We start from the raw sequence: 17,589 nt of genomic DNA, 5'->3' as shown, positions 1-17,589 counted from the left end.
GTGGTAATGACGTTCCATCACCGTCCCAGTTTCAGCGCCATCGCCCTCTTCGGGGCGGTGGCGTTGCTGTTTTCGGCCTGCGCCCCCAAGGAAGAGGCGAAGCCGCCGCCCGATGCCCTGACCCTGGCGCCGCTGTCCTTCACCGACTTGGCCGGTTGGCGCACCGACCCTCTGGCCCAGGCGGTGCCGGCGCTCGCCCGCTCCTGCGCCCGATTCAAGACCCAACCGAAAGACCGCCCGGTGGGGCCGGGCGGGGTGGCGGGGACCATTGGCGACTGGCAGGGCCCTTGCGCGCAGCTGGCGGATCTGCCGCCCGGCGACGATGCCGCCGCCCGAGCCTTCTTCGAGGCGAACTTCACCCCCTATGCCGCCGGAAACAACGGGACGCGCGAGGGGCTGTTCACCGGCTATTACGAGGCCGAGCTGGAGGGCAGCCGCAAACCGGATCCGGCCTATCCGGTGCCGCTTTATCGCCGGCCGGCCGATCTGGTGATGGTCGATCTCGGCGACTTCTCCGACCGCTGGAAGGGGGAGCGCACCGCCGGCCGGGTGATCGATGGCAAGCTGAAACCCTACGAGGATCGTGCCGCCATCGTCGCGGGGTCGCTCAAGGGCAAGGGCCTGGAACTGGTCTGGGTGAAGGACCCGATCGGTGCCTTCTTCCTGCAAATCCAGGGGTCGGGGCGGATCCAGTTCCCCGACGGCGGCGAGATGCGCGTTGGCTACGCCGGCCAGAACGGCCACAAGTACGTCGCCATCGGCAAGGAACTGATCGAGCGCGGCGCGCTGAAACGGGAGGAGGTTTCGCTGCAGACCATCCGCGCTTGGCTGCTCGCCCATCCCGATCAGGCGCCGGCGGTGATGAACGTCAACCCGTCCTACGTCTTCTTCCAGCCGCTGTCGGGCGACGGCCCCAACGGTGCCCAGGGCGTGGCGCTGACCCCCGGCCGCAGTCTGGCGGTGGATTCCAAGTTCATGCCCTATGGCGTGCCGGTCTGGCTGGATGCCGAGGACCCGTTGGATGCCGGGCAGCGATTGCAGCGGTTGCTGGTCGCCCAGGACACCGGCGGGGCGATCCGTGGTCCGGTGCGCGGCGACGTCTTCTGGGGCCATGGCCCGGAGGCGGAGCAGCGGGCCGGGGTGATGAAGAGCCGGGGGAATTATGCGCTGCTGCTGCCGAAGAGCGTGAAGGTGGCGGCAGGCGGGTAGGGGCCCGGCAGAGGAATGTTTCACGTGAAGCAGGGGGCACCCGATACGAGTGCCCCCTGCTTCCTTACAGAATGAACTTCGACAGATCGGCGTTCTTCGCCAGACCACCGACCCGCTCGCGAACCAGGGCGGCGTCGATGGTGATGGTCTCGCCGGCGCGGTCGCTGGCGGCGAAGCTGATCTCCTCCAGCAGGCGCTCCAACACCGTGTGCAGGCGGCGGGCGCCGATGTTCTCGACCGAGCTGTTGATCTCCGCTGCCAGACGGGCCAGCTCGTCGATGCTGTCGTCGGTAAAGACCAGATCGACCTCCTCCGTCTTCATCAGCGCCTTGTACTGACGGATCAGGCTGGCTTCCGGTTCGGTCAGGATGCGCTTGAAATCATCCTGGCTCAGCGCCTTCAGCTCGACCCGGATCGGCAGGCGGCCCTGCAGTTCGGGCAGCAGGTCGGACGGCTTGGCGATGTGGAAGGCGCCCGACGCGATGAACAGGATGTGGTCGGTCTTCACCGGGCCGTGCTTGGTCGACACCGTCGTGCCTTCGATCAGCGGCAGCAGGTCGCGCTGAACGCCCTCGCGGCTGACATCGGCGCCACGGGCGTCGGAGCGGGCGGAGATCTTGTCGATCTCGTCCAAGAAGACGATGCCGTTCTGCTCGACCGCGCGGATCGCCTCCGCCACCACCTTCTCCTGGTCCAGCAGCTTGTCGGACTCTTCGGCCATCAGCACGCCGTGGCTTTCGGCCACCGTCATGCGGCGGGTCTTGGTGCGGCCGCCCATCATCTTGCCGAACATGTCGTTCAGGTTCAGCATCCCCATCTGGGCGCCCGGCATGCCGGGGATGTCGAAGGTCGGCATGTTGCCGGCCCCGGTGTCGGCAACCTGGACCTCGATCTCCTTGTCGTTCAGCGTGCCTTCGCGCAGCATCTTGCGGAACTTGGCGCGCGTCTCCGCACTGGCGCTGTCGCCGCACAGCGCGTCGAGCACGCGCTCCTCGGCGCGCAGTTCGGCCTTGGCGGCGACCTCCTTGCGCAGGCGCTCGCGGGTCAGGCCGATGGCGGCCTCCACCAGATCGCGGACGATCTGTTCCACGTCGCGGCCGACATAGCCGACCTCGGTGAACTTGGTCGCCTCCACCTTCAGGAAGGGGGCCTGGGCCAGCCGGGCAAGGCGGCGGGCGATCTCGGTCTTGCCGACGCCGGTCGGGCCGATCATCAGGATGTTCTTCGGCAGCACCTCTTCGCGCAGGCCCTCCGGCAGTTGCTGCCGGCGCCAGCGGTTGCGGAGCGCGATGGCGACCGCGCGCTTGGCGTCGTTCTGCCCGACGATGTAGCGGTCGAGTTCCGAGACGATCTCGCGCGGGCTGAAGGCGGCGCTGTCGGCGGAGACGGATGCGGTGCTGGCGGTCTGGCTGGTGTTCTGGCTCATGGCGGTCACAGCTTTTCCAGGGTGACGTTTTCGTTGGTGTAGACGCAGATGCCGGCGGCGATCCTCATCGCCTTGCGCGCCACCGCCTCCGCATCCATCCCGTCGATGTCGATCAGCGCACGCGCCGCCGACAGGGCGTAGGACCCGCCGGAGCCGATGCCGATCAGCCCGTCCTCCGGCTCCAGCACGTCGCCGTTGCCGGTCAGCACCAGGCTGACGGACTTGTCGGCCACGGCCATCATCGCTTCCAGCCGGCGCAGGTAACGGTCGGTGCGCCAGTCCTTGGCCATCTCGACGCAGGCGCGGGTCAGCTGGCCGGGATACTGCTCCAGCTTGCCCTCCAGCCGCTCGAACAGGGTCAGCGCGTCGGCGGTGGCGCCGGCGAAGCCCGCCATCACCGTGCCGCCGGCCAGCCAGCGGACCTTGCGCGCGTTGGCCTTCATCACCGTCTGGCCGACCGAGACCTGCCCGTCGCCGGCGATCACCACCTGACCGTTCTTGCGCACGGACAGGATGGTGGTGCCGTGCCATTGGATGGGATCGTGTGGATTGGACGCTGGATAGGTCATGCGGAAACCACGCTGGAAAATGGGGAACGGCCTGCCGCCCCCTGGAGTGCTGCGCCGATGCGGCGCGCGGACCCCTTTGAATCGTGGCGGCAGGACATCCGGTCTATGTGGGAGGGGCGATGTCGCCGTCAAGCAGTTCGCCGTCTGGCGCCTCGTCCTGCCACAGCGGGTCGGGCGAGCTCTTGCGGCGTGATTTGCCCGGTTTGGATGGAGCGGGAGGCTGAACGGCGCCCACCGGATCCGCCCCGAGCCGATCGAGCAGCGGGCCGACCGCCAGGAACTCCACCAGTCCGGCCGGCGTGACGGGGGAGCGGCCGGCGGCCGGTGCCACGCCGATCAGAGCGCCGCTTCCGTCGAACAGCGGATCACCGGCTTGCGTCACCGCGGTGAAAAGGTCGGCCGAGCCCAGATCCGCCTGGATCAGTGTGCCGCTACGAGCCTCGTCCGCCGGCAGACCGCCGACGATGCCGGTTATTTCCTTGCCGTGCCCGCCGACGATCGCCTTCACCGGTTCGCTGATGCGCGGGGTCGCGGTACGGATGGTCAAGGCGGGCAGCCGCGCCGGCACCCGAACCAGGGCAAAGCCGCTGGCCGCGTCGCGCCCAACCACCCAGCCGGTCAGCTCCACGCCACGGGCCGGCCGCACCGTGACGGTGGGGTCGGATCCGGAGAGGGGAGCCAGCAGCACCGCCTGCACCTCGCCAGCGACGTCGGTTTCTCCGATCGCCAGCCCGTGCGATCGGCCGACCGGTATCCTTGCCGATGCGATGCGGCCGAATCCGGTCCCGCCGCGCAGAAGCAGGCGGTTAGGGGCGGCCTGTGCAGGGGCTGAGACCGGAGCGGAGGGAGCCTTCGCCGGCGTGGCGGCCGGCGTCAGCGGAATGGGGCCGGATCCGGCCGGTGCCGCCACGGGAAACACCGTCGATGGCGGCGCGGCTGGGGAGGGCAGGGAGCCGCCGGACAGCAGAGCACGGAAACCGGCATCGGCGGCGAGCGCCTCCACCGCCGCAGCGAAGGCTTCCTCGACCAGCAGGGTCTCGCCCTGGGGCACGCCGCGTTCCTGCGCCGTGGCGCCGGTGGTGACGAGGCGATGGACCAGCCCGCCGCCGCGCGCGTCGTAGACCGTCCATTCCACCTTAACGCTGCCGGTGCCGGAACTGCCCTTGCTGCTGCCGGTCAACCAGTTGGTGCGGTGGCACAGCTCCAGTTGCACGTCGCGCAGGTCGCCCAGCACGGTGAAGCGGGCGCGGCTGCGGTTGCCGTCAGGGTTGTCGGGACCGCCGGGCCGACCGACCACGTCGAAGCCGGCGGCGGTCATCACCTCGGCAAACCGCTCGTCGAAGGTGGAGCCGCGCCGCATGTTGACACCGCTGGTCCAATAGACGTCGTCATAGGGCGGGGCGCAGTCGATGCCCCAGACATAGCGGCCGATCTGCATCCCGCGCCGCATCGACCCGATGGTCAGTTCGCCGAAGCGGAAGGGCGCGGTGGTCCCGGCGGCGACCGGCGCCGCCGCCTTTCCGACCGGCGGAGGCGGGGACATGCCGCCGCAGCCGGCCGGCAAAAGGCCGAGAAGGAGAATCAAAGCTGCGGCGAATGGGCGCGGGTGGATCGTCATAAGCGGATATGCACGCAGGGAGTGTGAAAGACTGTACCCCGCACACCCATGTAGGACAATCGTCGGAATGGACAGAGCGCGCATCATTCGTGCCGGATGCTGGCGCGTGCGGATGCTTCCTGCTACAAAACCGCCATGGACCAGACCCCCACCAACGGCGGCCGCCGCGCCTCAATCGAGCGGAACACCACGGAGACCCGGATCCGGGTCGCGCTGAACCTGGACGGCACCGGCGTTTACGACGTCAAGACGGGGGTCGGCTTCCTCGACCATATGCTGGAGCAGCTGTCGCGCCACAGCCTGATGGACCTGACGGTCCTGGCCGACGGCGACCTGCACATCGACTATCACCACACCACCGAGGACACCGGCATCGCCATCGGCATGGCGGTGGCGAAGGCGCTGGGCGACCGCAAAGGCATCCAGCGCTATGGCCATTCCTATGTCCCGATGGACGAGACGCTGACGCGGGTGGCGCTGGACTTCTCCAACCGGCCCTACCTGATCTGGAAGGTGAACTTCACCCGCGACAAGATCGGCGATTTCGACACCGAGCTGTTCCGCGAGTGGTTCCAGGCCTTCGCCATGGCCGCCGGCGTGACGCTGCACGTCGAGAACCTGTATGGCGAGAACAACCACCATATCGTGGAAAGCTGCTACAAGGCGCTTGCCCGCGCGCTGCGCGCCGGGGTGGAGATCGACCCGCGCAAGCGCGATGCGGTGCCCTCCACCAAGGGCACGCTCGGCGGATCGCTCTGACGGCGGGGACCTGAAGTCTCCCTCCGCCGTCCTATCGGAAGGTTTGTCACGTCCATGGAAACGGTCGCGCTGATCGATTACGGCTCCGGCAACCTGCGCTCCGCCGCCAAGGCGATCGAGCGCGCGGCCGGCGAAGCCGAAGCCTCCTACAATGTCCTCGTCACCTCCGACGCCGATGCGGTCCGCCAAGCCGACCGCGTGGTGCTGCCCGGCGTCGGCGCCTTTGCCGACTGCAAGCGCGGCCTGTCGGAGGTCCCCGGCATGCTCGACGCGCTGGAGGAGGTGGTGCACCGCCGCGGCCGGCCCTTCCTGGGCATCTGCGTCGGCATGCAGCTGATGGCCGAACGCGGCCGCGAATATGGCGTGACCGAGGGGCTCGGCTGGATCCGCGGCGAGGTGGTGAAGCTGGAGCCGGCCGATCCCACCCTGAAAATCCCGCATATGGGCTGGAACGAGCTGAACATCCGCCGTCCGCACCCGGTCCTGGCCGGGCTGCCGGAGGGCGCGCATGCCTATTTCGTCCATTCCTACCAGTTCAAGCCGGCCGACCCTGACACGCTGATCGCGTCCGCCGATTACGGCGGACCTTTCGCCGCGGTGGTCGGGCGCGACAATCTGGTCGGCACGCAGTTCCACCCGGAAAAGAGCCAGGCCACCGGTCTGGCGCTGATCGCCAATTTCCTGCGCTGGAAGGTCTGACGCGATGGCCGAGATCGCCATCGACAAGGTCGATGCGCTGAAGACCGCCGACCTGCACGACCTGTGCGACGCGGCCGACGATGCCATCCGCGCCGGCGGCGGCTTCGGCTGGGTCGAGCCGCCGCCGCGCGACGTGATGGAGCGCTTCTGGAAGGGCGTGCTGGTGGTGCCGGAACGGGTGCTGTTCGTCGCCCGCCTGGACGGGGTGGTGGCCGGATCCGCCCAGCTGGTCAAGCCGCCGCGCAACAACGAGGCGCAGGCCCACGCCGCCCAGCTGACCACCAGCTTCGTCGCCCCCTGGGCGCGCGGCCACGGCCTTGCCCGCCGCCTGACCCTGGCGGTGGTGGAGGAGGCGCGCGCCGTCGGCTTCCAGGTGCTGAACCTGGACGTCCGGGTGACGCAGGAGGCGGCCATCACGCTCTACGAATCGCTCGGCTTCAAGCGCTGGGGCACCCATCCCTTCTATGCGCTGGTGCAGGGCAAGCCGCTTGCCGGACATTTCTACTGCAAAGACCTTCAGCCCGATTCCCAGCCGCCCGCCGAATAACGCCCGACAACCGCCAGCCACGCCATAGGAAGACGCCCGCGATGATCATCTATCCCGCCATCGACCTCAAGGACGGTGCCTGCGTCCGCCTGCTGCGCGGCGAGATGAGCCAGGCCACGGTCTTCAACACCGATCCCGGCGAACAGGCCCGCCTGTTCCAGAGCCAGGGCTTCGAATGGCTGCATCTGGTCGACCTCAACGGCGCCTTCGAAGGCAAGCCGGTGAACGGCGCCGCGGTGGAAAGCATCTTGAAGTCAGTGACCATTCCGGTCCAGCTCGGCGGCGGCATCCGCGACCTGAACACCATCGGCATGTGGCTGGAGAAGGGGATCAGCCGCGTCATCCTGGGCACGGTGGCGCTGCGTGATCCTGAACTGGTCAAGGCCGCCTGCCGCGAGTTCCCCGGCAAGGTCGCCGTTGGCATCGACGCGCGCGAAGGCTATGTCGCCGTGGCTGGCTGGGCCGAGACCTCCGACATCAAGGCGCTCGATCTGGCGCTGAAGTTCGAGGACTGCGGCGTCGCCGCCATCATCTACACCGACATCAACCGCGACGGCGCCATGGGCGGCGTCAATGTCGAGTCCACCTCCGACCTCGCCTTCCATCTGACCACCCCGGTGATCGCGTCGGGCGGCGTCTCCTCCATCGAGGACCTGAAGGCGCTGAAGTTGGAGGAGGATACCGGGATCGAGGGCGTGATCTGCGGCCGCGCGCTGTATGACGGCCGGATCGACCCGAAAGAGGCGCTGGCCCTGCTCTCCGCCCCCGCCGTCGAGGACGCCGACTGATGCTGAAGATGCGCGTCATCCCCTGCCTGGACGTCAAGGACGGCCGGGTGGTCAAGGGGGTCAATTTCGTCGATCTGGTCGATGCTGGCGATCCGGTGGAGCAGGCCCGCGTCTATGACCGCGAGGGGGCCGACGAGCTGACCTTCCTCGACATCACCGCCAGCCACGAGAACCGCGACACCATCTTCGACGTGGTGCGGCGGACGGCGGAGCAGGTCTTCATGCCGCTGACCGTCGGCGGCGGCGTGCGCACGGTGGACGACATCCGCAAGCTGCTGCTGGCCGGCGCCGACAAGGTGTCGATCAACACCGCGGCGATCCACCGTCCGGAGTTCGTGCGCGAGGGGGCCGAGAAGTTCGGCGCCCAATGCATCGTCGTCGCCATCGACGCCAAGAAGGTCGCTCCCGGCAAATGGGAGGTTTTCACCCATGGCGGGCGCAACGCCACCGGCATCGACGCGGTGGAATGGGCCAAGCGGATGGAATCGCTGGGAGCCGGCGAGATCCTGCTGACCTCGATGGACCGCGACGGTACCAAGAGCGGCTTCGATCTGGAGTTGACGCGCACGGTGGCGGACTCGATCCGCATTCCGGTGATCGCGTCCGGCGGCGTCGGCACGCTCGACCATCTGGTGGAGGGCATCCGCGAGGGCCACGCCACCGCCGTGCTCGCCGCCTCGATCTTCCATTTCGGCACCTACACCATCGGTCAGGCCAAGGCGGCGCTGAGTGCCGCCGGAATCCCGGTGCGCCCGGCCAAGGCGGTGGAGACGGCTGCCGCGGAGAAAGCCAATGGGTGACAAGAAGGCAGTAGAGAAGGCGGCCGAAAAGGCGGCGGCCCTGCCGTCGGCCCCTCTGTCCGCCGAGGTGCTCGACCGGCTGTTCACCACCGTGCTGGCCCGCAAGGGGGCGGATCCGGAGACCTCCTACACCGCGAAGCTCTACAGCCGCGGCACCGCCAAGATCGCCCAGAAGGTGGGCGAGGAGGCGGTGGAGGCGATCCTTGAGGCCGTGCGCGGCGACAAGGCGGCGCTGGCCGCGGAATCCGCCGACCTGCTCTATCACCTGCTGGTGCTGTGGGCCGACCTCGGACTGGATCCGGCGGAGGTCTGGAGCAAGCTCGCCCAGCGCGAGGGCACCAGCGGCATCGACGAGAAGAAGTCCCGTAAAGTTTGATCGGGACTCCCCACCAAGAGGACGCATGCGATGGCCAAGAGCTATGACGCCAACAACGTGTTCGCCCGCATCCTACGCGGCGAAATCCCGTGCAAGAAGGTGCATGAGACGGAACACGCGCTCGCCTTCCACGACATCGACCCGCAGGCGCCGACCCATGTGCTGGTGATCCCGAAGGGCGCCTATGTCGACATGGACGACTTCACCGCCAAGGCGTCGGATGCCGAGATCGCCGGCCTGTTCCGCGCGGTCGGCGAGGTCGCCCGCATGGTCGGCGCCGACGGCCCCGGCTATCGCGTTCTGTCCAATTGCGGCGAGGCCGCGCATCAGGAAGTGCCCCACCTGCACATCCACCTGTTCGCCGGCCGCGACCTGGGGCGGATGATCGGGAAGGCTTGAGGGCGTTCAGCGTTTTGCCCCCTCCCTAACCCTCCCCCTCTTCGAGGGAGAGGGAACTCCGCTGCTCTCGTGCTCAACTCCCTCTCCCGCGAAGCGGGGGAGGGTCGGGGAGGGGGTATTCGAAGCCGACACCCCCCGCAATTCCATCACCGCCGCCGCACCCCCACCCGCCGACGCGTGCCTTTCCTCGGCGGCACCGCATTCAAAATCGCCAGGATCGCATCGATCCGCTCCTCGTCCAGATCGCCAATGCGCTCCGACAGCCGGTTGGCAAGCTCGGTCGCTCTCGCGCTCAGCCCCGCGGTGTCGACGGTCACGCGGGGGTGGGACAGATCCGCCAGCCGTTCCAGCTCCTCCGCCTCGTCCCAGATGATGCCGAAATAGGCGCAGATCTGCCGGACCAGCTGGGGGGAGGGCTGGCCACGCTTGCCGTGTTCCAGGGCCGACAGATAGGCGGACGAGATGGACAGGTCGGTCGCCATCTGCTTCAGCGTCACGCCCTTGGCGTCGCGCAGCGACCGGACCCGTTCGCCGAACGGGGTCATGTGGAGTCCCTGACTGTGTGGGACTCAGTCCTTACGGTCGCGCCGCCGTTTGATCAAGACATACAGCGCGCCGTCGCCGCCATCCTTCGGCCGGGCCGGCTGGATCGCCAGCACCATCGGGCGCAGGGCCGGATCCGCCAGCCAGCGGGGGGTCGCCTGACGCAGCACGCCCAGTCCGCCGAAGCTGCCCTTGCCGGTGATGACCAGAACACAGCGCCGCCCCTCGTTCCAGGCGCGGTGGACGAAAGCGGCAAGCGCGTGGTGAGCCTGGGCCTGGGTCATGCCGTGCAGGTCGATGCGGCCGTCGATCTCCAACTCGCCGCGGCGGAAGCGGTCGCCGGTGCGGCGGTCGATGTTGGCGGTCGAACCCGGCGTCAGCGGCGGATGGCTGGGCCGGGCCAGGCCGGGCGGAGAAGGGTGGCGGCGCGCGGTCGGCGGCGGGGCGAGGCTGGTCGCCACCGGCTCCTCCACCAGTTCCGCCATGGTCGCCACCGGTTCCGGCTCTGCCTCGACCGCGCGGCCCGGCATTGGTTCGGCGTCGCGCATGGCGAGCCGCCACAGGCGCCGCTCGTCGGGCGTGGGCAGTCGTCTGCGGGTCATCGGCGCGGAACCTTCTGCGGAAACGAAAAGGGCGGTGCCGACGGATAAAGCCCGTCGGCCCGCCCCTGTCAATGTGTGTTGCCGCAACGCGAAAGAAAAGGCGTCCGGAGAAAGGATGGTGGCGGCGGCGACGGTCAGCCGCCCGCCTTCAACGCGTCCAAACGCCCCTTCAACAGGGTGTATTCGGGGTCGCTCGGCTTGAACTGGGTGATCAGCTTGCTCCAATGGGCCTCGGCCTCGTCCTTGCGGCCCGACATCATGGCATCGAGGCCGAGCAGCCACAGCGCGTCCTTGTTCTCCGGCTCCGCCTTCAGCGCCAGACGCAGGGCGGACGTCGCCTCTTCCGGCAGCGGCTTCGGCGTCTCGTTGCGCGGCTGGGTCTGCAGCACGGCGTTGGCGTAGGCGACCTGCACGTCGGCCCGCTCCGGCGCCCGCTCACGTGCCTTGCGGGCGGCGTCCAGCGCCTTGGCCGGCTCGCCCAGCACGCCGTAGGAGCGGGCGAGCTTCAGCCAGCCATCGACGTCGGACGGGTCGGCGTCCAGCCTTGCGGCGAGGTTGGCGACCATGCCGCGGATCATCTCGTCCTGGCCGGCCATGCTGGCAGGAGCGTTCGGTGCGGCGTTGGGAGCGGCCTGCGGGCCACCCGGCTGACCTTGCGCCGCCTGCTCCTTCTGTTCCGGCGGAAGCGGCTGCGGCGTCACCTTGGCGGGGTCGAGGTTCAGCGCCACCGCGGCCTCGCGGATCTGGTCGCGGACCACCGGCACCCACGGCGCGTCGGCGGGAGATTCCGCCATCAGCGCGCTCCAGCGGTCCAGCGCCCCTTGCTGGTCGCCGGCCTGGAAGCGGGCAAGGGCGGCGAAGAAGCGGGCGCGCGGGTCCTTCGGCTCCTTGGCGAGCACGGCGTCGAAGGCGGCCACCGCCTCTTCCGGGACCATGCCGTCGTTGGCGGAGACCAGCGTTTCGCCGAACAGGCCCTGGATCTCGACATCGTCCTTGTTCAGGGCGACGGCGTGGCGCAGCGCGTCGGCCGCGTCGGCGTTGCGGCCCATCTTGGCATAGGCTTGGCCCAGGATCAGCCAGCCCTGCAGATCGTTGGGGTTCTCGGCCAGCTGGGCCTTCAGCTTGTCCATCGCGGCAAGCACGCTCTTGGGCGGACCGCCGCGCTCCTGCTCCAGATTGCGGGAGGCCAGCGGCTGGGCCGGCAGGTCGGGGCGGCCGACCGAGCCGTAGACCGCAAGCGCGCCGACCGGCAGAACCAAGGCCAGCAGCACCGCCAGCAGGCGACCGCTGCGCACCGTCGTCGGTGCACCGTCGTTGCCGCCCTTCTCGGCGGTTGCCAGCATGCGCCGGGCGATTTCCGCCTTGGCCGCTTCGGCCTGGGCGTCGTTGATCAGGCCACGCGCCCGGTCGCGTTCCAGCTCGTCCAGCTGGTCGCGATAGACCTCGCGGTCGAACTCTTCCCGGTCGGGGCCGGATCCTGCCGACCGCAGCAGCGGCGGCACGAGCAGCAGCAGAACGGCCGCGGTCAGGACGGCGGCGAAAATCCAGAACAGCATCAGTCGTCTTTCCGCAGCAGGGCGTCCAGCCGCCGCCGCTCATCCGCGCTCAGGGGAGCGGTATCGGCGCCGGCGGCGACACCGCGCCGCCCGCGCAGGAACAGGAAGGTGCCGGCCGCACCCAGCAGCAGCACGGCGAAGGGGCCGATCCACAGCACCAGCGTGGTCGCCTTGAAGGGCGGCCGCAGCAGGACATAGTCGCCGTAGCGGTCGGTGACGAACTCCATCACCTTGTTATCGCTGTCGCCGGCCTTCAGCCGGTCGCGCACCAGCAGGCGCAGGTCGCGGGCCAGCGGCGCATTGCTGTCGTCGATCGACTGGTTCTGGCAGACGAGGCAGCGCAGCTCCTGGCTGATGGTGCGGGCGCGGGATTCCAGCGCCGGGTCCTGCAGCACCTCGTCCGGCTGGACGGCCAGGGCGGGCGTGATGGCGGGGGACAAGGCCGACAGCGCCAGCAGGGCGGCGAGAAGGATGCGCTTCATCATCCCTGCCTCAGATGCTTGACCATGGGGAGGATCTGCTCCTCCACCACCTGCGGGGTCAGCGGGCCGACATGCTTGTAGCGGATGCGGCCCTTGCGGTCGATCAGGTAGCTTTCCGGCACGCCGTAGACGCCCCAGTCGATCGACACCCGGCCGTCCTGGTCGGCGCCGATGGCGGCATAGGGGTTGCCGTTGCGCGCCAGCCAGGTCAGCGCGTCCTCCGGCTTGTCCTTGTAGTTGATGCCGTAGACCGTCACCCCCTGCTCCCGCGACAGGCGGGTGATGACGGGATGCTCCGCCTTGCAGGGGATGCACCAGGAGGCGAAGACGTTCACCAGCGTCACGTCACCGCTCAGCTTGGCCGAGGACAGGCCGGCGGTGGCCGGTTGGCCCGGGATCGCCGGCAGGTCGAAGGTCGGGGCCGGCTTGTCGATCAGGGCCGACGGGATGTCGCGCGGGTCACGTTCGAACCCCAGGTAGAAGGCCACGCCCACCCCGATGAACAGCAGGAAGGGCAGCAGGTACAGAAGGCGGCGCATCGTGTCTTGGTCCTCATTCGGCCGGAAGCGGGGCCGATTTTCCGGCCGCCCGGCGGCGTTCGGGCGCGCCGATGCGGAAGCGACGGTCGGTCAGGCTCACCAGCCCGCCCAGCATCATCCCAACGCCGCCGATCCAGATCCACGGCACCAGCGGGTGGTGATAGATGCGGACGATCCAGGCGGTGCCGTTCTGCGTCGGGTCGCCCAGCGCCACATACAGGTCGGAGAAGACCGTGGTGTGGATGGCCGATTCCGTGGTGGTCATGCGGGTGGTGCTGTAGCTGCGGCGCTCCGGCTCCAGCGTGGCGATGGGCCGGCCGTCCTTCGTCACCGTGAAGATGCCGCGCTCCGCCTTGAAGTTTGGGCCGTTCACCAGCCCGACGCTGTCGAAGTGGAACTCGTAACCGGCGACGCTGGTCTGGTCGCCCGGCTTCATCGACGTGATGGATTCCGTCTGCCAGGCGGAGGTGCCAGTCATGCCCAGGATCGACAGGCCGATGCTGGCATGGGCGATGGTCATGCCCCAGGCGCTGCGCGGCAGATGCACCGCACGGTTCCAGCTGTTGCGGAACGAGGTGCGGAACAGGGCGATGCGGTCGGCGAACTCGACCAGCGAACCGACGAAGGCCCAGGCGGCGAGCGCGATACCGACCAGCGCCATCAGCGGCCCGCCGCCCGCCTTGACATAGGCGGTGATGGCGACGGCGATCACCACGGCGACGCCGGCCACCCACAGCCGGGTCAGCGCCGACCCCAGATCCGCCCGTTTCCAGGACAGGTAGGGGCCGACCACCATGGCGATCACCACTGGGATGGCGACCGGAACGAAGGTGGCGTTGAAGAAGGGGGCGCCGACCGACACCTTGCCCAGCTTCATGATGTCGAGGAACAGCGGATAGAGCGTGCCGATGAACACCGTCGCCGTCGCGGTCGACAGCAGCAGGTTGTTCAGCACCAGCGCGCCTTCGCGGCTGATCGGCGCGAACAGCCCGCCCGCCTTCAGCGACGGCGCCCGCAGGCTGTAGAGCAGCAGCGAACCGCCGGTGGCGACCGCCAGCAGCACCAGGATGAAGATGCCGCGCTTGGGATCGACGGCGAAGGCGTGGACCGAGGTCAGGATGCCGGAGCGCACCAGGAAGGTGCCCATCAGCGACAGCGAGAAGGTGACGATGGACAGCAGGATGGTCCAGCTCTTCAGCGCGTCGCGCTTCTCCACCACGATGGCGGAATGCAGCAGCGCCGTGCCGGCCAGCCAGGGCATGAAAGAGGCGTTCTCGACGGGGTCCCAGTACCACCAGCCGCCCCAGCCCAGCTCGTAATAGGCCCACCAGGAGCCCATGGCGATGCCCATGGTCAGGGTCGACCAGGCCGCCAGCGTCCAGGGCCGCACCCAGCGCGCCCAGGCGGGATCGACCCGCCCTTCGATCAAAGCGGCGACCGCGAACGAGAAGGCCATGGAGAAGCCGACATAGCCGGCATAGAGGAAGGGCGGGTGGAAGGCGAGGCCGGGGTCCTGCAGCAGCGGGTTCAGGTCGTTGCCGTCCAGCGGCGCCGGGACCACGCGGATGAAGGGGTTGGAGGTGATCAGGATGAACAGCAGGAAACCGACCCCGATCAAACCCTGGACCGCCAGAACCCGCGCCTTCAGCGTCGGCGGCAGGTTGCGCCCGAACAGGGCCACGGCAGCGCCGAAGATCGTCAGCATGACGATCCACAACATCATCGAGCCCTCGTGGTTACCCCAGACGCCCGACACCTTGTAGAGCATCGGCTTGGCCGAGTGGCTGTTCTGCACCACGTTCAGCACGCTGAAATCGGACACCACATGCGCCCAGGTCAGGGCGCCGTAGGCGATCAGCACCAGCATCATCTGGGCGATTGCCGCGGGCACCGCGACGTTCATCCAGGCGGTGTTGCGGGTGGCGGCGCCGACCAGCGGCGGGACCGACTGCACCAGTGCGACGAACAGCGCCAGCACCAGCGCGTAATGGCCGAGTTCGGGGATCACGGGCCCGCTACTCCTTCTTCGCGGTCTTGGTCTCGGACTCCGCCGGCTTCTTGTAGACGCCGGCCTGCTTCAACGCCTCCGACACCTCCGGCGGCATGTAGTTCTCATCATGCTTGGCCAGCACCTCGCGCGCTACGAAGACGCCGCCGGTCATTTTGCCCTCTGCCACCACGCCCTGACCCTCGCGGAACAGGTCGGGCAGCTGGCCGCGATAGCGGACGTCCACCGTGTTGGCGGTGTCGGTGACGCGGAAGGAGGTGGTGACGCCGTCCGGCAGCTTCTGCACGCTGCCTTCCTCGACCAGCCCGCCCAGGCGGAAATTGCGGTCGCCCACATGCTGGGCCTGCAGCTGGCTGGGGCTGTAGAAGAAGACGATGTTGTCCTGGAAGGCGGTCAGCGCCAGGGCGGTCGCGGTGCCCAGCCCGAGAAGGGCGAGGCCCAGCATGTAGAGGCGGCGTTTCTTGCGGGTCATCCTTCGCTCGCTTCCGCCGGCGTTCCGGCGTTCTGATCGGCCGCTTTGCGGCCAGCATTATTGGGGCCATTGCGGGTGCGGCGGCGGGCCGGGCGGGCGCTTTCCAGCGCCTTCAGCGTCGCCTCGGCGTTGCGCAGCCCCTTCCAGGTGGCGGCCAACAGGCCCAGCAGGACCAGGGTGGCGATGCCGTAGGCCGGCCAGACGTAGGCGGCGTACCCGCCCATGTGGAAGAAGTCGCTCATCATCCTTACCCCCGCATCCCGTCCGCCACGGCGCCGTCACCGGCGACCGAAAGCCGCAGCGTCTGGATTTTGCGCTGGGCGATCTCGGTGCGCACGCGCAGCATGACGACCGACAGGAAATAGGCGGTGAAGGCGCCGGCCATCACCAGAAGCGGCGTCAGCATGCTGGGGTCGATGCTGGGACCGCCCATGCGCACGACGCTGGCGGGCTGGTGCAGCGTGTTCCACCAATCGACCGAGAACTTGATGATCGGCACATTGACGATGCCGACCAGCAGCAGGACGTTGCCGGCCTTCATGCCGCGTTGCGGATCGTCGAAGGCGTTCACCAGGGCCATGTAGCCGAGATAGAGGAAGAACAGGATCAGCACGCTGGTCAGCCGCGCGTCCCACACCCACCAGGTGCCCCACATCGGCGCGCCCCACAGCGACCCGGTCACCAGGCAGACGAAGGTGAAGCCGGCGCCGATGGGGGCGGCGGCCTTGGCGAACAGGTCGGCCAGCGGGTGCTTCCACACCAGACCCACGCCGGCGGCGATGGCCATGTTGGTGTAGATGAACATGCTCATCCAGGCGGCGGGCACATGGATGTACATGATCCGCACCGTCTCGCCCTGCTGATAGTCGGGCGGCGAGCTGAACAGGCTGAGCCACAGCCCGAGGATCGTCAGGATCACGGTCGCCCCGGCGCACCATGGCAGCAGCACGGCCGAAAGGCGCAGGAAGCGGGCGGGATTGGCGAAACGATGCATAGAACGATGGCCCCGGTACAGGTGACCTTGGTCAGGCTTGCCGACGATATAAGCGCATGTATGGCGGACTGCGAGGGGTTTCGCCTTGATCTCGGTCAGGAAGATTCGCCATTCATTCGTACTCTTACACAAAGGTATCAGGCGCCTCATGCCATTGCAGGCGCCTGTTTCACTCCCCGTCAGACGCCGGCGGCAGGGATTTTCATCCCTGTCCGCCGGTGATTTTTATGCGATCAGGCCGCCATGTCCTCCCGCACCGCCGCCCGCATCGCCTCGGCGATCCGGTCGAAATCGCCCAGGCTGACCGGCAGCAGGCCAAAGCGGAAGGGATAGCCCCAGTTCCGCACCCCGGCGGTCAACTCCAGTTGGTGCAGCAGCGGCTGGATCGGCGCTTCCTCAGCCGGCCACCAGGACACGTCGCGCCGGAAGGGAATGAAGCCGCCGCCCATGTCGAACTGGTAGGGCTCGCCCGGCAGGACGGTGCCGATGGCGGTGAAGGATTTCAGCCCATCCGCCGCACCGAATTTGTCGGTGGGGGAGTAGTAGACCACCCGGTCGCCCGGCCGGATCCGCCGCAGCGGAGCCGCCTTGCCGTGGCAGACCTGCATGAAGCCGCCGGCCCGGCCGCGCCGCACATGTTCGGCGCTGGCCACCGCGATCCAGGCTGCCATCTGGGCGCCGGTGCGCGTGGTGCCGCCGCTCACGACCGCACCTGTTCGGCCTTGGCTTCGTGCTGGTTGGCTTCCTCACCCTGGTTGGGGGCGAACACGCGCAGACGATGGCCGTCCGGGTCCTGTGCAACGAAGGTATGACCGAAATCCATCGCCGTCGGCGGCTGCAAGATGGTCAGGCCGCGGGCGCTCCAGTCGGCGTGGAGGTCGCGCACCGCGGCCTCGCCGGCGACGGTGAAGGCGATCTCGCCGCCGCCGGGCGCTGTCGCCGCCGGCTCCACCGTGTGGCGCGACCACAGGCCCAGCATCAGCCCGTCGCCCGCCTTGAACATGGCGAAGGTGGGGGAGGCTTCCACCGCCGGCCGGCCCAGCAGATCGGCGTAGAAGGCGGCGCTGGCGGCCGGGCTGTCGACGTAGAGCAGGACGAAATCCAGGGCGAGGGCGGCGGTGTTGGTGGCGGTCTGGGTGGCGGTCATGGCTGGCTCCGGTCTTGAAGGATTGGGGTGGGGCGGTCGGTTCGTTCCGTTCGTCG

22 protein-coding genes are annotated in these 17,589 nt (G+C 68.6%); 8 read left to right on the top strand and 14 right to left on the bottom strand.

The genetic code is table 11. From position 1 onward, the window contains the following. Positions 1–6: 6 nt before the first annotated feature. On the top strand, positions 7–1,209 hold the full coding sequence (gene mltA / locus M5E06_RS12300; RefSeq protein WP_252138357.1) for a murein transglycosylase A: 1,203 nt from the start codon (positions 7–9) through the stop codon (positions 1,207–1,209). Positions 1,210–1,273: 64 nt separating this feature from the next. Here mltA and hslU read toward each other — a convergent pair whose 3' ends face one another. The 3 genes from hslU to M5E06_RS12285 all read right to left on the bottom strand — a co-directional run bounded on the left by hslU (position 1,274) and on the right by M5E06_RS12285 (position 4,747). Next, positions 1,274–2,635 (bottom strand): ATP-dependent protease ATPase subunit HslU, encoded by a 1,362-nt coding sequence (hslU, locus tag M5E06_RS12295; RefSeq protein ID WP_252138356.1) that lies wholly within the window; start codon positions 2,633–2,635, stop codon positions 1,274–1,276. Between the two features lie 5 nt (positions 2,636–2,640). Continuing rightward, the gene (gene hslV, locus M5E06_RS12290) at positions 2,641–3,204 is read right to left on the bottom strand and encodes an ATP-dependent protease subunit HslV (RefSeq protein ID WP_085090547.1); all 564 of its coding nucleotides are present in this window, start codon (positions 3,202–3,204) and stop codon (positions 2,641–2,643) included. A 103-nt stretch (positions 3,205–3,307) separates the two neighbouring features. Further along, positions 3,308–4,747: a serine protease gene (locus M5E06_RS12285; protein ID WP_252138355.1), complete on the bottom strand. Its 1,440-nt coding sequence runs from the start codon at positions 4,745–4,747 to the stop codon at positions 3,308–3,310. A gap of 210 nt (positions 4,748–4,957) precedes the next feature. Here M5E06_RS12285 and hisB point away from each other — a divergent pair, with 210 nt between their 5' ends. Genes hisB through M5E06_RS12250 form a run of 7 tightly spaced genes read left to right on the top strand, consistent with a single transcriptional unit; the run spans position 4,958 to position 9,190 of the window. Continuing rightward, positions 4,958–5,581: an imidazoleglycerol-phosphate dehydratase HisB gene (gene hisB, locus M5E06_RS12280; protein WP_109075005.1), complete on the top strand. Its 624-nt coding sequence runs from the start codon at positions 4,958–4,960 to the stop codon at positions 5,579–5,581. Between the two features lie 54 nt (positions 5,582–5,635). After that, positions 5,636–6,280 (top strand): imidazole glycerol phosphate synthase subunit HisH, encoded by a 645-nt coding sequence (hisH, locus tag M5E06_RS12275; RefSeq protein ID WP_252138354.1) that lies wholly within the window; start codon positions 5,636–5,638, stop codon positions 6,278–6,280. A gap of 4 nt (positions 6,281–6,284) precedes the next feature. Beyond that, on the top strand, positions 6,285–6,827 hold the full coding sequence (locus tag M5E06_RS12270; RefSeq protein WP_109154716.1) for a GNAT family N-acetyltransferase: 543 nt from the start codon (positions 6,285–6,287) through the stop codon (positions 6,825–6,827). Between the two features lie 41 nt (positions 6,828–6,868). Further along, a complete protein-coding gene (gene hisA, locus M5E06_RS12265) occupies positions 6,869–7,615 on the top strand; it encodes a 1-(5-phosphoribosyl)-5-[(5-phosphoribosylamino)methylideneamino]imidazole-4-carboxamide isomerase (RefSeq protein ID WP_109074916.1) in 747 nt (248 codons plus the stop codon). After that, positions 7,615–8,415 carry an imidazole glycerol phosphate synthase subunit HisF gene (hisF, locus tag M5E06_RS12260; protein WP_252138353.1) on the top strand — a complete coding sequence of 267 codons (801 nt, stop codon included), beginning with the start codon at positions 7,615–7,617 and terminating at the stop codon, positions 8,413–8,415. The genes hisA and hisF overlap by 1 nt, the downstream gene beginning before the upstream one ends. Next, on the top strand, positions 8,408–8,791 hold the full coding sequence (locus M5E06_RS12255; RefSeq protein ID WP_252138352.1) for a phosphoribosyl-ATP diphosphatase: 384 nt from the start codon (positions 8,408–8,410) through the stop codon (positions 8,789–8,791). The genes hisF and M5E06_RS12255 overlap by 8 nt, the downstream gene beginning before the upstream one ends. 30 nt (positions 8,792–8,821) lie before the next feature. After that, on the top strand, positions 8,822–9,190 hold the full coding sequence (locus M5E06_RS12250) for a histidine triad nucleotide-binding protein (protein ID WP_109149784.1): 369 nt from the start codon (positions 8,822–8,824) through the stop codon (positions 9,188–9,190). 146 nt (positions 9,191–9,336) lie between these two features. Here the strand turns inward: M5E06_RS12250 and M5E06_RS12245 are convergent, their stop codons facing one another. The 11 genes from M5E06_RS12245 to M5E06_RS12195 all read right to left on the bottom strand — a co-directional run bounded on the left by M5E06_RS12245 (position 9,337) and on the right by M5E06_RS12195 (position 17,533). Beyond that, the gene (locus M5E06_RS12245; protein WP_252138351.1) at positions 9,337–9,735 is read right to left on the bottom strand and encodes a helix-turn-helix domain-containing protein; all 399 of its coding nucleotides are present in this window, start codon (positions 9,733–9,735) and stop codon (positions 9,337–9,339) included. A gap of 24 nt (positions 9,736–9,759) precedes the next feature. Beyond that, positions 9,760–10,335 carry a Smr/MutS family protein gene (locus tag M5E06_RS12240; RefSeq protein ID WP_252138350.1) on the bottom strand — a complete coding sequence of 192 codons (576 nt, stop codon included), beginning with the start codon at positions 10,333–10,335 and terminating at the stop codon, positions 9,760–9,762. Between the two features lie 134 nt (positions 10,336–10,469). Next, positions 10,470–11,891, bottom strand: a complete 1,422-nt coding sequence (gene ccmI, locus M5E06_RS12235) for a c-type cytochrome biogenesis protein CcmI (protein WP_252138349.1) — start codon at positions 11,889–11,891, stop codon at positions 10,470–10,472. Further along, positions 11,891–12,373, bottom strand: a complete 483-nt coding sequence (locus M5E06_RS12230) for a cytochrome c-type biogenesis protein (protein WP_252138544.1) — start codon at positions 12,371–12,373, stop codon at positions 11,891–11,893. The genes ccmI and M5E06_RS12230 overlap by 1 nt, the downstream gene beginning before the upstream one ends. Beyond that, entirely contained in the window at positions 12,373–12,912 is a 540-nt protein-coding gene (locus M5E06_RS12225; protein WP_252138348.1) for a DsbE family thiol:disulfide interchange protein, read from the bottom strand. Before M5E06_RS12225 ends, M5E06_RS12230 begins: the two co-directional genes overlap by 1 nt. Before the next feature lie 13 nt (positions 12,913–12,925). Then, positions 12,926–14,920, bottom strand: a complete 1,995-nt coding sequence (locus M5E06_RS12220; protein ID WP_252138347.1) for a heme lyase CcmF/NrfE family subunit — start codon at positions 14,918–14,920, stop codon at positions 12,926–12,928. 7 nt (positions 14,921–14,927) lie between these two features. Next, positions 14,928–15,392, bottom strand: coding sequence for a cytochrome c maturation protein CcmE (gene ccmE, locus M5E06_RS12215; RefSeq protein ID WP_109074907.1), 465 nt, complete (start codon positions 15,390–15,392; stop codon positions 14,928–14,930). Further along, the gene (gene ccmD / locus M5E06_RS12210; RefSeq protein ID WP_252138346.1) at positions 15,389–15,637 is read right to left on the bottom strand and encodes a heme exporter protein CcmD; all 249 of its coding nucleotides are present in this window, start codon (positions 15,635–15,637) and stop codon (positions 15,389–15,391) included. The genes ccmE and ccmD overlap by 4 nt, the downstream gene beginning before the upstream one ends. 2 nt (positions 15,638–15,639) lie before the next feature. Next, positions 15,640–16,386 (bottom strand): heme ABC transporter permease, encoded by a 747-nt coding sequence (locus tag M5E06_RS12205; RefSeq protein WP_109074906.1) that lies wholly within the window; start codon positions 16,384–16,386, stop codon positions 15,640–15,642. Positions 16,387–16,619: 233 nt separating this feature from the next. Then, entirely contained in the window at positions 16,620–17,090 is a 471-nt protein-coding gene (locus M5E06_RS12200; protein WP_252138345.1) for an EVE domain-containing protein, read from the bottom strand. Further along, the gene (locus tag M5E06_RS12195) at positions 17,087–17,533 is read right to left on the bottom strand and encodes a VOC family protein (protein ID WP_252138344.1); all 447 of its coding nucleotides are present in this window, start codon (positions 17,531–17,533) and stop codon (positions 17,087–17,089) included. The genes M5E06_RS12200 and M5E06_RS12195 overlap by 4 nt, the downstream gene beginning before the upstream one ends. Between the last annotated feature and the right edge of the window lie 56 nt (positions 17,534–17,589).

It is taken from the genome of Azospirillum sp. A1-3 (assembly GCF_023806445.1).
In the GTDB taxonomy this organism is placed as follows: domain Bacteria; phylum Pseudomonadota; class Alphaproteobacteria; order Azospirillales; family Azospirillaceae; genus Azospirillum.
Note: the sequence above shows the minus strand (reverse complement) of the source record. Positions and strands in the feature narration are given on the sequence as shown.

Coding starts and splice junctions, on each gene's coding strand:
- hisA (WP_109074916.1), top strand. CDS start 6,869: ATGATCATCTATCCCGCCATCGACCTCAAGGACGGTGCCTGCGTCCGC.
- M5E06_RS12225 (WP_252138348.1), bottom strand. CDS start 12,912: ATGCGCCGCCTTCTGTACCTGCTGCCCTTCCTGCTGTTCATCGGGGTG.
- M5E06_RS12250 (WP_109149784.1), top strand. CDS start 8,822: ATGGCCAAGAGCTATGACGCCAACAACGTGTTCGCCCGCATCCTACGC.
- hslU (WP_252138356.1), bottom strand. CDS start 2,635: ATGAGCCAGAACACCAGCCAGACCGCCAGCACCGCATCCGTCTCCGCC.
- ccmD (WP_252138346.1), bottom strand. CDS start 15,637: ATGATGAGCGACTTCTTCCACATGGGCGGGTACGCCGCCTACGTCTGG.
- hslV (WP_085090547.1), bottom strand. CDS start 3,204: ATGACCTATCCAGCGTCCAATCCACACGATCCCATCCAATGGCACGGC.
- hisB (WP_109075005.1), top strand. CDS start 4,958: ATGGACCAGACCCCCACCAACGGCGGCCGCCGCGCCTCAATCGAGCGG.
- M5E06_RS12240 (WP_252138350.1), bottom strand. CDS start 10,335: ATGACCCGCAGACGACTGCCCACGCCCGACGAGCGGCGCCTGTGGCGG.
- M5E06_RS12230 (WP_252138544.1), bottom strand. CDS start 12,373: ATGAAGCGCATCCTTCTCGCCGCCCTGCTGGCGCTGTCGGCCTTGTCC.
- M5E06_RS12270 (WP_109154716.1), top strand. CDS start 6,285: ATGGCCGAGATCGCCATCGACAAGGTCGATGCGCTGAAGACCGCCGAC.
- hisH (WP_252138354.1), top strand. CDS start 5,636: ATGGAAACGGTCGCGCTGATCGATTACGGCTCCGGCAACCTGCGCTCC.
- M5E06_RS12285 (WP_252138355.1), bottom strand. CDS start 4,747: ATGTCCCCGCCTCCGCCGGTCGGAAAGGCGGCGGCGCCGGTCGCCGCC.
- ccmI (WP_252138349.1), bottom strand. CDS start 11,891: ATGCTGTTCTGGATTTTCGCCGCCGTCCTGACCGCGGCCGTTCTGCTG.
- M5E06_RS12255 (WP_252138352.1), top strand. CDS start 8,408: ATGGGTGACAAGAAGGCAGTAGAGAAGGCGGCCGAAAAGGCGGCGGCC.
- mltA (WP_252138357.1), top strand. CDS start 7: ATGACGTTCCATCACCGTCCCAGTTTCAGCGCCATCGCCCTCTTCGGG.
- M5E06_RS12245 (WP_252138351.1), bottom strand. CDS start 9,735: ATGACCCCGTTCGGCGAACGGGTCCGGTCGCTGCGCGACGCCAAGGGC.
- hisF (WP_252138353.1), top strand. CDS start 7,615: ATGCTGAAGATGCGCGTCATCCCCTGCCTGGACGTCAAGGACGGCCGG.
- ccmE (WP_109074907.1), bottom strand. CDS start 15,392: ATGACCCGCAAGAAACGCCGCCTCTACATGCTGGGCCTCGCCCTTCTC.
- M5E06_RS12195 (WP_252138344.1), bottom strand. CDS start 17,533: ATGACCGCCACCCAGACCGCCACCAACACCGCCGCCCTCGCCCTGGAT.
- M5E06_RS12205 (WP_109074906.1), bottom strand. CDS start 16,386: ATGCATCGTTTCGCCAATCCCGCCCGCTTCCTGCGCCTTTCGGCCGTG.